Here is an 11,295-nt window from a genome sequence, read left to right as displayed (position 1 = left end):
GTCGCCAGCCGACCGACCCGGCGCTAGAATAAGCGCTATGACGATCAAGCTCATCTGCCTAGATGCCGACGACACGCTGTGGCATAATATGCGCCATTTCAATGCGACCGAAGAGGCGCTGGTGGCCATGCTCCAGCCCTTTGCCGACGCCCATATCGCGCGCGATACGCTTAATGCCTGTGAAGGGCGCAATCTCAAACTTTATGGGTATGGGGCCAAGGGCTTTACCCTATCGATGATCGAGACGGCAGCCGAACTGGCCGGGGACCAGATCTCCAAAACGATGATCGAGGAGATATTGGCCGCCGGGCGTGCGCTATTGGCGCATCCGGTCGACCTGTTCGACGATGTCGCGGAGACGCTCGATGCTCTCGCCCACCGGGGACGGCTCGTTCTGGTGACCAAGGGCGATTTGCTGCACCAGGAATCGAAACTGGCGGCCTCCGGCCTGGGCGATCTTTTCAGCGGTATCGAAATCGTCAGCGACAAGACCGAAAACACTTTCCGCCGCGTGTTCGATCAATATGGCGTTTCCGCCCACGAAGCCATCATGGCGGGCGACTCAATGCGATCGGACATCCGCCCCGCGCTGGAGGCGGGTGCATGGGCCGCCTATATCCCGCAGGAAGGCGCCTGGGTCCATGAAATCGCCGACCCCCCGTCGGACCATCCCCGCTTCCGCCAGATCGACCGCCTTGCAGAGCTGCCGGACCTCATCGATAGGATCGGCTAAAGATCGTCCGCGCCCAGCCAATGCTCGGTCTGTGGCGGCAGATATTGCGCCATGCGGTCCAGCAATATGTCCGGGTCGTTGTCGATTAGCAGCATCGCCCGGTGCCGGGGCTGGAGGAAGCCTTCGGCCACAACCGAATCGATGAAGGTCGACATCGGCGTGTAAAATCCGTTGACGTTGAGCAGTCCGCACGGCTTTTCATGATAGCCAAGCTGCGACCAGCACCAGGCCTCGAATATCTCCTCCAGCGTGCCGATGCCGCCCGGCAGGCACAGGAAGCCATCGGCAAATTTGGCCATCATCGCCTTGCGCTCATGCATGGTCTTGACGACATGCAGTTGCGTGATGCCCGGATGGTCATGTTCGCGCGCGCGCAACGCTTCGGGAATCACGCCGATCACTTCGCCGCCCGCCGCGCAGACCGTGTCGGCGATCACGCCCATCAGCCCTACGGTCCCGCCGCCATAGACCAGACCAATGCCACGCTCCGCCAGCAGCCTGCCGACCCGTTCGGCGGCTTCACGATAGACAGGGGAATGGCCGGGCGATGAACCGAGATAGACGCAGATCCGCATCAGGCGAGCCGCTCAGGCACGGACAGCGCCTCTTCGACGATGGTGCCCTTGGCACCCACCGCTTCCCAGGGGAAAACGAACCAGCGCTTGTCCTCGTCCCGGTCGATGATTTGCGCCCAATAGTCCACCGTCACGCGCGACCGGCTGTTGGTGATGATGACGGCAAAGCGCAGATTGTCGCCATTACAGCCATTGTCCGCCAGCAACCGCCGGACATAATCGATCGTCCCGCCACTGTCGTTGATGTCGTCGATGAACAGCAGCCGCAGGCCCGCCGCGCTCTTGGCCGCGACCTTGGCCAGCAACTCGTCGGCAAAGCCCGGCACTTTGGAACTATGGTCGATCGAGAGCATCGGCAGCTCGGTCTGATGCGAGATATAGACGGCCGGGACCAGCCCGCCGCGCCCGATGCCTATAACGAAATCGGGCGTCCAGTCGCCCTGTTCAATCTGCCGCGCCAGCATTTGCACGTCGGCGACAAAAGCATCGTTGGAGATATAGTGGAGCACAGGCTCGGCAGTATGGCTCATGACAGGGAGGTCCGTTGACGGTCGGGAAAGACTGTCCGTTATCGGGTCTGCACGCATTGGGCAATCGGCTGAAAGGCGCTTATGCCACGGCGGGGCCGTCGATCGATATCGGATAGCTCAGTTGCGGGAAGCCATTTTCAATTTCCTGCAACACGATCCCCGCCGCATAGGATGGCGTGCGCGCTGATGCGGTGCAGAGCGCCAGCGTCATTGGCCGCAATATCGGGTCGGAAATCTTGGTGAAGGACAAGAGGCCGCGCCGCACCTCGGTAATCACGTCGAGCGAAGTCAGCACGCCGATGCCCACGCCCTGGGTGACGAGCGACGTGATCATCTGGATATTGTCCGATGACACCGCCCGGTCGATCACAACCCCGGTCGTCCCCTCCAGCACCGCAATCTGCTCATAGACCGCCAACGGTTCGGCCGGCACGATCAGCCTGGATCCAACACAACTGGAAAAGCGCGCTTCCCTCTTGGCTCCCAGCGGATGGCCGGTCGGCGTGACGAAGCCCAGCACGACCTCCACGAAGGACCGCACCGCCAGGTCGCGCACCGTCTGCGGCTCAAAGAATATGCCGAAATCCACCTCGCCGCGCACCGTTGCCAGCCGTGCGGCATCATTTTCCAGCACCCGCACGCCGATGGTGATGCCGGGATATTTGCTCTGGAGCGCCTGGATCGCGGCGGGAACATAGCCCTTCGCCAGCGCGTCGATGACAGCGATATCGACATGCCCGCGTTTCAACCCGCGCAGATCCTCTATCTGCGCACGGACATCGGCCATATTCTTCTGCCATTTGCTGCCAGCGGCCATCATGATTTCACCCGCTGCCGTCAGGCGCAGGCCGGTCGGCAACCGCTCAAACAGGGGCATCCCCAGATTGGCTTCTACGTTCAGAATCTGCCGATCGATCGCGGAAGCCGACACGTTCAACTCATCGGCCGCGCGCCGGATCGACCCCAATCGGCCTACCGCTATGAAATAACGCAAGAAACGTGAAAGCGCCGGCATACCCACCCTATTTTTTGCAACACTGCGTCGAATTCATTGCATTTGATCGCACCACGTCAAGCCCCTAGTTGCAATGCACACCACATCGCCTGTCGGCGACAGGGGGGAATCAGGGCTGTGCGTGTTGCAGCGCACCGTTGCCAGAAGGGCCAACGCCTTAGGTCCGTCCGGCCCCGGCATACGCCTGTCGCGGAGACATGGCTGGAATTTCTCAATGAAATCCAGCCGCCAGCAAAAATGGAGAGGAACAGGGAGCTTTAACAGCAGGGCGATCAATATGTGCCGCCCTGTTTCAAATGGGGGGTATCTTATTCATGGCAAACATTGACCGCTTGCAGGACACGCACGACATCGCGCCGCATCAAGGTCGTCGCGGCCGCCATTTCGGCATGATGGCTGCTGGCTTGCTGGCGTGCACTGCGCTGACCACACCGGTCTGGGCACAGGATGGGGCGCCTGTCGACGCACCCGCGCCGGGCGATGAAATCATTGTGACCGGCGCGCTCAACGCGCTGCCGGACAAGGATGTCGGATCGATCTTCGGCTTTGCCAAGACGCTGGTGGAAACGCCCCGTTCGGCCTCGACCGTCAGCAGCGAGCAGATTGAGCGCTTCGGCATCACCGACATCTACGATCTCGTCGCCCAGGCACCGGGCACCTTCACCAACAGCTTCTTTGGCGTCGGCGGCGCGCTCGACATTCGCGGCACGCCCGGCGAAGTCTATTTCCGCGGTGTCCGTCGCCTCGACAATCCTGGCAACTATCCCACACCCATCGGCGCATCGGATCGGATCGACATTGTCCGTGGCCCGGCCTCGCCAATCTACGGCCCGTCCAAGACCGGCGGCTATATGAACTTCGTGCCGAAATCCGCGCGCGTGAAGGATGGCTCGCTGCTGACCGGGCCGGAGGGTGAGTTGAGCTACACGATCGGCAGCTGGAACCGCAATGTGCTCAAGGCCGAACTGCGCGGCCCTGCAAAGATCGGCACGGCCGAATTTGGCTACAGCCTCTATGCCGAGGTCGAGGATAGCGGTAGCTATTATGACAATATGTCGACCAACCAGACGATCCTGCAGGCCGCATTCGACAGCCAGATCACTGACAATTTCCGCATCGAATTTGGCGGCATGTACCAGAAATATTCCGGCCAGCAAAATGGCGGATGGAACCGCCTGACGCAGGCGTTGGTCGACAACGGCACCTATATCACCGGATCGGCCCAGCCGGTCGATGCCAATGGCGATGGTCAGTTGTCGCAGCAGGAATTCAGCGCGATCGGCGATTTCAACCCATTTGGTTCCTTCGGCTGCGGCGGCGGCAGCGTTTTTGCCAATGCGTCCAACAATGACGCCTGTTATGCGACCAACTATCCCTGGCTCGGTCTGACCAATGTCGGCACGACCAAGCTCAGCCGCAGGAAGGTGCTGACCGGCAAGAATGATCTGCTGGTGAACAAGGCCAAGACCGCCTATTTCGACATGATCTTCAACGCCGATAGCGGACTGGAGATCAAGAACCAGTTTTTCTATGACGGCATCGATAATGACAACGAAAATAGCTATGGCTTTTCCCAGTTCCATAAAAGCTGGGTGATCGAGGACAAGATTGTCATCTCGAAAAGCTTTGATAGCAGTGCAGGCAAATTCTCCTTCCAGGTGTCGCCCTCGGTTCGCTACACCAAGTTCCTGCACGGCGATGATTTCAACTTTGAATATTTCCATCGCGTCGATCTGACCAAGGGTTATGACGCGCTGTCTGATCGCCTGCTTTCCACCGAATGCGACTGCGATTATTCCAACTATTTGAAGGGCCATTATACCGATTATGGCTTTGCGGGTCTGGCGGACCTCGACTTCAACTTCGGCCTCGGCATCATATTGGGTGCCCGCTATGATGATATCAGCGTCGATTCCAGCTTCATCCCTACAAAGATGAACAACCTGCCCGCCGTCACCTCTGCCAAGGGCAGCAAGGGCGGCTGGTCCTGGACGGCGAGCGCTTCCTACAAAATGCCCTTTGGCCTGATCCCCTATGCAACCGCCTCGCGCCAGTCGACGGTGATTGCTGGCCAGGGTTCGGAAATCGATGCTGGCACGGTGGCCGCCAACGGCTTCATCACCGCCTCCAAAATGGTTGAGGGCGGCGTCAAGGGCAGCTGGCTTGGCGGCCAGCTCTATGCCGCGCTGTCGGTGTACCAGCAGGAACGTACCGATCACAATATCCAGTCCTCCACGGTCAACCAGTCGGTGCAGACCAAGGGGCTGGAGGCGGAATTCCGCTGGTCGGTTGATCGCCATTTCCTGATTACAGGCGCCTACACCAAGACGAAGGTCGTCAACCTGACCTTCCTCGACAGCGGTACTGCATTCAGCTTCCTGGGCTATGAGGATCTGAAAGCCAGCCTGACCGACCCGTCGCTCATCTTTGGCGGCCAGCCGGGCGCATTGCTGCCGATTGGCAGCAAGAATGATGCGCGCCGTGCTGGTATCCCTGAAAATCTCTACTCGCTGACCGGCACCTATTCCTTCGACAGCGGCCTTGCGCTCAGCGCCAGCGTCGTGAAGGTGGACTCGGTATTCTCTGGCCAGTCGCAGGCGGTGAAGCTGCCGGGCTATGCGCTGGTCGATCTGGGCGCATCCTATCAGCTGGACAATTGGCTGTTCCGCCTTGTCGTCAAGAATGCGACCAACGAAAAATATTTCCGCGCCAACTTCACCGAATTGTTCGGCAGCACCATCGTCCTGCCCGAACGGCCGCGCAGCTTCCAGGCGACCGTATCGTATAAATTCTGATGTCTGTGGAAGGCGCCGGGCAACCGGTGCCTTCCTTTCTTGATCGGTTATAAGGGACGTTCCATGCGCCTCCTGTCTTATGTCGCGACACTGGCGAGTGCGACCCTGTTTTTCATGGCACCGGTCACGGCCAGCGCCGCGACGCCATCGGGTGTTGAGGATTGTTTGCCCGGCAAAGCCTGTTCCCATCCCCTGCCGGTTCGTGTCGTCATCGTGTCGCTGTTTGAAATTGGCGAGGATAGCGGCGACAAGCCCGGCGAATTTCAGTTGTGGAAGGAGCGGCGGCATCTCGACACCCGCATCCCTTTTCCTCAGTCCCACCACGATCTCTATTATAATCCCGACAGCCAGATTTTGGGCGTGGTCACCGGCATGGGCAATATCAAGTCGGCGACTGCGACCATGGCGCTGGGTCTCGACCAACGGTTCGACCTGTCCCATGCCTATTGGCTTGTGGCGGGCATTGCGGGCATAGACCCGCAGGATGCCTCGATCGGATCGGCCGCCTGGGCGCGCTATCTGGTCGATGGCGACCTGGCGCATGAAATAGATGCGCGGGAAATCCCGGCCGACTGGAACAGCGGCTATTTTCCCCTGCACAGCAAAGGCCCCAACGATCCCAGCCCGCCGGTCGGGCAGGGCGAGATATTCGAGATCAACCCCGCCTTGCGCGACTGGGCCTATGACCTGACCAAGGACATGGTCCTGCCCGACGATCCTTCGATCCGCAAGGAACGCGCCCGCTTCACCAACCATCCGATGGCGCAACGCCCGCCCTTCGTGCTGAAGGGTGATCAACTGGCGGCGATGACCTTCTGGCATGGCGCGCGGATGACCGACTGGGCCAATGACTGGGTCAATTATTGGACGCAGGGGAAGGGCGAATTCGTCACCTCCGCGATGGAGGAAACCGGCACCTATCAATCGATCGTCTATCTCGACAAGATCGGCCGGGTGGACAAGGATCGCTTCATGGTGCTGCGCGCGGGCAGCAACTTCACCATGCCGCCGCCCGGCGACACAGCTGCCCATTATCTGCTGACCGAAAATGAAGGCTATGCCGGCATGAATGCGGCGCTTGAAAGCCTCTATCTGGTCGGATCGAAGGTCGTGGACGAACTGGTCAGCCATTGGGATCGCTACGAAAAGACCGTGCCCCAATAGCATGGCGCTTACCGTCATCCGCAACGCCGACATCCTTGTCTGCATGGATGATCCCCGGCGGGAAATTGCCGACGGGGCAGTCGCCTTCCGGGATGGGGTCATATTGGCGGTCGGGACAACGGCGGAGCTGGCCTCTTCGCTGGCCGAGGCCGACGAGGTGGTTGACGCGCGCGGCTGTGTCGTCACGCCCGGCCTCGTCAACACCCATCAACATCTCTACCAGTCGCTGACCCGATCATTGCCCGGCGCAATCAACGCCTCGCTGTTCGACTGGCTCAAACGCCTCTATCCGATCTGGGCGCAATATCGGCCCGATGACGTGTTCGCCGCGACCCAGCTTGGCCTTGCCGAACTGGCGCTGTCGGGCTGCACCCTGACCTCCGATCATCTCTACCTCTTCCCCAATGGCGTGACGCTCGATGACACGATCGCCGCCGCGCAGGGCATCGGCATCCGCTTCCATCCCACGCGCGGCGCGATGAGCGTGGGGGAAAGCGACGGTGGCCTGCCGCCCGACAATCTGGTCGAGGATGAGCGCGCGATTCTGAATGACACGATCCGCGTGATCGACCGTTTCCATGACGCGGGGGAGGGGGCCATGGTCCGCGTCGGCGTGGCCCCCTGTTCGCCCTTTTCGGTCAGCCAGGGGCTGATGCGCGACGCCGCATTGCTCGCGCGCGACAAGGGGGTGATGCTGCACACCCATCTGGCCGAGGATGCTGACGACGTCGCCTTCTCGCTCGAGCGCTTCGGCTGCCGTCCCGGCGATTATGCCGAAAGTCTGGGCTGGGTCGGCCCCGACGTCTGGCATGCCCATTGTGTCCAGCTCGATGTCCGCGAAATCGCCCTGTTCGCTCGGACCGGCACCGGCATCGCTCACTGCCCCTGCTCCAATTGCCGCCTTGGCTCCGGCATCGCCCCGCTCAAATCGATGTTTGAACAGGGCGTATCGCTCGGCCTTGGCGTCGATGGCTCGGCCTCCAGCGACAGCGGCAACCTGCTGCTGGAAGCGCGGCAGGCAGTGCTGCTCCAGCGCGCGATCGGCGGCCCAGCCGCCTTCGATCCGCGTGACGCGCTGTACATCGCCACGCGCGGCGGGGCAGAGATGCTGGGCCGCCACGACTGCGGCTCGATCGAGGCGGGAAAGCGCGCGGATATCGTCCTGTGGGACGGTATGAACTTCGCCTCCATGGGCGCGTGGGACAAGGTTGCGGGCCTGATCCTCAGTCCGCCCACGGGCGCGCGCAATGTGTTCGTCGAAGGCCGCGCAGTGGTGCGCGACGGGCAACTGGTGCAGGCCGATCGCACGACCATCCTGCAAGCCGCCGAGCGCTCGCTCACCCGTCTGATGAGTCTCGCCTGATGTCTCCCATGACGGCGGAGCAAGCCCGCGATCCCGATCATTTCCCCGGCCTGGCCGTCGCGATTCCCCTGGGCGTCCAGCACGTTCTGGCGATGTTCGTCAGCAATCTGACCCCGGCGATCATCGTCGCGGGCGCGGCCGGTTTCGGCTTCGGATCGCCAGACCCAGCGCCCATGATCTACATGATCCAGATGGCGATGCTGTTCGCTGGCATCGCCACGCTGATGCAGACGATCGGCCTCGGTCCGGTCGGCGCGCGCCTGCCAATCGTGCAGGGTACCAGCTTTGCTTTCCTGCCGGTGATGATCCCGATCGTCGCGGGGCAGGGGGTGGCAGCCATGGCACAGCTGACCACCGCTGCCGTTATCGGCGGCCTGTTCCACGCCTGCGTCAGCAGCTGCATCGGCCGCATCCGCTTCGCCCTGCCGCCGATGGTCACGGGGCTGGTCGTGCTGATGATCGGCCTGTCGCTGATGCGCGTCGGGGTGCAATATGCTGCCGGTGGCGTCGCGGCGCAGGGCACGCCCGCCTATGGCGCGGGGACGAGCTGGATGCTGGCGGGCATCGTCGTCGTCGTGACGCTGGGCCTCAGCTTCTACGGACGCGGGCTATGGTCGACCGCCTCGGTGCTGCTGGGGCTGCTAGCGGGTTACGGCGTTGCGGCAGCGATGGGGCGGGTGTCGCTTGCCCCGGTCGCGGCAGCAGGATGGGTGATGGTGCCGCAGCCCTTCCATTTCGGCTTTGCGGTATCCTTCCCGGCGATCCTGGGCTTCTGCCTGATGGGGTTTATCTCCGCGATCGAATCGATCGGCGCGGTGTCGGCCATCTGCGAAGGCGGCGCTGGACGCCCGGCCACCGATCGCGAACTCATCGGCGCGACCAGTGCGGACGGCCTTGGCACCGCGCTGGCGGGCATGTTCGGCGCGATGCCCAACACCTCCTTCAGCCAGAATGTCGGGCTGATCGCGATCACCGGTATCATGAGCCGCCATATCGTGACGATCGGCGCGCTGTTCCTCATCCTGTGCGGCTTTGCGCCCAAGATCGGCGCGCTCATCACCACCATCCCGATCGAGGTACTGGGCGGCGGGGTGATCGTGATGTTCGGCATGGTCGCGTCTGCCGCGCTGTCGATCCTGTCGGGCGTCGCATGGACCCAGCGCAACATGCTGATCTTCGGCGTGGCCCTGTCGATCGGCATCGGGCTTGAACTGGAGCCGGACGCCGTATCGCACCTGCCCGGAACGCTGCGCATCATCCTGACATCAGGCGTCCTGCCTGCTGCACTGGTGGCGGTGATCCTGAACCTTGCCGTGCCCGACCGGGTCAGCGCGGCATAGCTTCAAAGGCCTGAAGGTCGCGCTCCAGCCTGGCTTGCGCCGCCGCCTTGGGACTTGCCGCCAGCCAGGCGCTACACCCCGGCGCGTCCATTACGATGCACGCCGCAACCCGCGCACCGCCCGGCTTGTCCTGCCACAGACTCTCGCCTTGCAGGAAACTGTAATGCAACCCGTTGCGCACGATCTGCTTGAGGTCCGCGTAGCGCAGCCCCTGTTCGGTGACGGCGCGGAGATATTCGTTGGTCATGTCACTGCGCGACACGCCCTCATCGTCGGTCGACAACACCACCGGCACGCCCGCTTCCCGATACAGCGACAGCGGATGATCGCTGCCCTTCACCCCCAATATGACGGCATTGCTGGTCAGGTTGATCTCCACCGCCACCTGATCGCGCGCCATCCGTGCCAGCAGCGCGGGTGCATCGCTCTCATAGGCGATGTCGATGCCATGGCCGATCCGCCCCGCGCCGGCAACCTGCACCGCATCGCGAATATGAAAGTTCAGGTCGCGCGATGGAACCAGGCCCAGCGTCAGTTCGCCTGCATGAAGCGACAGTTGCACCTCGGAATGCCGCGCCTTGAGGAAAGCGATCATCTGCATATGCAGCGCATAATCGCGCACCGCGACGGGGTCATGCTCCGGTGCAGCGATATTGACGCCGACAAAGCGCGGATCGGCCTCGACCAGTGCAAAGCCAAACGCCAGTTGCGCGAACACCTGCGCAGGCGGGCTGGTGCGGATCGCGGTGTAGAGATAGCGCATTTCCACGCCGCAGGCGGGTTTCGGATTGGCCGTCCCGCACCCGTCGATCGCCGCGCCCTGCGCATCATAGCCGTCATAGTCGACCTTTGCGCTCGCAACGGCGTCCGGCAATAGTGGCACAATCTTCGCGTATAACGCGGCCAAATCGCTGGCGTCGGCATCGGCCATCTTCATGCCCAGCATCCAGCCCGCGCGCGCGCCGCTGCCCAGTTCAACATAGGACAGATGGTCCGCCGCCGCCTGCTGCCGGGTCAGCGCCATGGCTTCGCCGACATGGCGGCTATAGGCCGGGCCGAACGCATCGAAGGTCGCAAAGAAACGGTCATAACCCGACACCGTCGGATCACCCACGCCCGCCTCGAACCCGCGCGTGGAAAAGGCGTCGATCGCGCGCGAATAATGAGGATATGCCTTCTCCAGCCCAGCCGCTGAAACGCGCCCCGGCGCGGTGCAGGGCGGATCGACAATATGATGCGTATCGGTCGTTATGCACAGGCCATCGGCCGCCGCCCAGCGCAGATAATCCTCCGCGAAATTGGCCCCGCCCGCATGATTGTGCAGGTCGCCGCCTTTGGGCATTGCTTGCAGGAAGATGCGCAGCCGCGGACTGCTGCCCGCAATCCGGTCCAGATAGGCGGCGGTGCGCGCTTCGTTGGACACAGGGGCGGCGGGCGTCCGCGCCATGACCGGCCCGGCGCTTAGCATCAGCGCCACCAACAGTGCAGCCACCCGCGTCATATAGATCCCCCGTTTCGCGGTCCTTCTGGCGACGACGCCCGCAATGTTCAATGACGATATTGTGGACGTCCCGTTGCGAAAATCAGAGCGCTCTGGCGCACGGGGCGGCTCACCGGGGTGGCCTAATTTTGCGATTCCGCCGTCCCGTTAACGGCAATGGACGCAAGGCGGAATCCGCCATAGGCCCAGGATCATACCCGATTTGCATGGACGCACGGCGGACGATGAGCCGCCGAACGTCATGGCAGGGTGAAGGGGGCGGCGCACGACTGCTCGCGG

General features: G+C 62.3%; 9 protein-coding genes. 5 read left to right on the top strand and 4 right to left on the bottom strand.

Going from position 1 to position 11,295, the window contains the following annotated elements:
* Window positions 1-37: 37 nt before the first annotated feature.
* Window positions 38-733, top strand: a complete 696-nt coding sequence (locus EBBID32_RS03800) for an HAD family hydrolase (RefSeq protein WP_006950927.1) — start codon at window positions 38-40, stop codon at window positions 731-733.
* Here the strand turns inward: EBBID32_RS03800 and EBBID32_RS03795 are convergent.
* The 3 genes from EBBID32_RS03795 to EBBID32_RS03785 form a co-directional block, all read right to left on the bottom strand.
* Window positions 730-1,308 carry a TIGR00730 family Rossman fold protein gene (locus EBBID32_RS03795; protein WP_006950925.1) on the bottom strand — a complete coding sequence of 193 codons (579 nt, stop codon included), beginning with the start codon at window positions 1,306-1,308 and terminating at the stop codon, window positions 730-732. The genes EBBID32_RS03800 and EBBID32_RS03795 overlap by 4 nt on opposite strands.
* On the bottom strand, window positions 1,308-1,838 hold the full coding sequence (locus EBBID32_RS03790; RefSeq protein ID WP_006950923.1) for a phosphoribosyltransferase: 531 nt from the start codon (window positions 1,836-1,838) through the stop codon (window positions 1,308-1,310). The genes EBBID32_RS03795 and EBBID32_RS03790 overlap by 1 nt, the downstream gene beginning before the upstream one ends.
* Before the next feature lie 79 nt (window positions 1,839-1,917).
* Window positions 1,918-2,853, bottom strand: a complete 936-nt coding sequence (locus EBBID32_RS03785; RefSeq protein WP_037488592.1) for a LysR family transcriptional regulator — start codon at window positions 2,851-2,853, stop codon at window positions 1,918-1,920.
* 314 nt (window positions 2,854-3,167) lie between these two features.
* Between EBBID32_RS03785 and EBBID32_RS03780 the strand changes: the two genes are divergently transcribed.
* From EBBID32_RS03780 to EBBID32_RS03765, 4 genes are all read left to right on the top strand, one after another.
* Entirely contained in the window at window positions 3,168-5,648 is a 2,481-nt protein-coding gene (locus EBBID32_RS03780; protein ID WP_006950921.1) for a TonB-dependent siderophore receptor, read from the top strand.
* A 63-nt stretch (window positions 5,649-5,711) separates the two neighbouring features.
* Window positions 5,712-6,812, top strand: a complete 1,101-nt coding sequence (locus EBBID32_RS03775) for a purine nucleoside permease (RefSeq protein WP_006950920.1) — start codon at window positions 5,712-5,714, stop codon at window positions 6,810-6,812.
* A 1-nt stretch (window position 6,813) separates the two neighbouring features.
* A complete protein-coding gene (locus tag EBBID32_RS03770; RefSeq protein WP_006950919.1) occupies window positions 6,814-8,175 on the top strand; it encodes an 8-oxoguanine deaminase in 1,362 nt (453 codons plus the stop codon).
* The gene (locus EBBID32_RS03765; RefSeq protein ID WP_006950916.1) at window positions 8,175-9,515 is read left to right on the top strand and encodes a uracil-xanthine permease family protein; all 1,341 of its coding nucleotides are present in this window, start codon (window positions 8,175-8,177) and stop codon (window positions 9,513-9,515) included. The genes EBBID32_RS03770 and EBBID32_RS03765 overlap by 1 nt, the downstream gene beginning before the upstream one ends.
* On the opposite strand, the gene EBBID32_RS03760 is transcribed toward EBBID32_RS03765, so the two are convergent.
* Entirely contained in the window at window positions 9,502-11,016 is a 1,515-nt protein-coding gene (locus EBBID32_RS03760) for an adenosine deaminase family protein (RefSeq protein WP_006950914.1), read from the bottom strand. The genes EBBID32_RS03765 and EBBID32_RS03760 overlap by 14 nt on opposite strands.
* Window positions 11,017-11,295 lie beyond the last annotated feature (279 nt).

Origin of the sequence: Sphingobium indicum BiD32, assembly GCF_000382885.1 — a bacterium.
GTDB classification, from domain to species: Bacteria; Pseudomonadota; Alphaproteobacteria; order Sphingomonadales; family Sphingomonadaceae; genus Sphingobium; species Sphingobium japonicum_C.
Note: the sequence above shows the minus strand (reverse complement) of the source record. Positions and strands in the feature narration are given on the sequence as shown.

What these genes read in the sequence shown, in the direction of transcription:
- EBBID32_RS03800 (WP_006950927.1), top strand. Translation starts at nt 38, where the DNA reads ATGACGATCAAGCTCATCTGCCTAGATGCCGACGACACGCTGTGGCAT.
- EBBID32_RS03795 (WP_006950925.1), bottom strand. Translation starts at nt 1,308, where the DNA reads ATGCGGATCTGCGTCTATCTCGGTTCATCGCCCGGCCATTCCCCTGTC.
- EBBID32_RS03790 (WP_006950923.1), bottom strand. Translation starts at nt 1,838, where the DNA reads ATGAGCCATACTGCCGAGCCTGTGCTCCACTATATCTCCAACGATGCT.
- EBBID32_RS03785 (WP_037488592.1), bottom strand. Translation starts at nt 2,853, where the DNA reads ATGCCGGCGCTTTCACGTTTCTTGCGTTATTTCATAGCGGTAGGCCGA.
- EBBID32_RS03780 (WP_006950921.1), top strand. Translation starts at nt 3,168, where the DNA reads ATGGCAAACATTGACCGCTTGCAGGACACGCACGACATCGCGCCGCAT.
- EBBID32_RS03775 (WP_006950920.1), top strand. Translation starts at nt 5,712, where the DNA reads ATGCGCCTCCTGTCTTATGTCGCGACACTGGCGAGTGCGACCCTGTTT.
- EBBID32_RS03770 (WP_006950919.1), top strand. Translation starts at nt 6,814, where the DNA reads ATGGCGCTTACCGTCATCCGCAACGCCGACATCCTTGTCTGCATGGAT.
- EBBID32_RS03765 (WP_006950916.1), top strand. Translation starts at nt 8,175, where the DNA reads ATGTCTCCCATGACGGCGGAGCAAGCCCGCGATCCCGATCATTTCCCC.
- EBBID32_RS03760 (WP_006950914.1), bottom strand. Translation starts at nt 11,016, where the DNA reads ATGACGCGGGTGGCTGCACTGTTGGTGGCGCTGATGCTAAGCGCCGGG.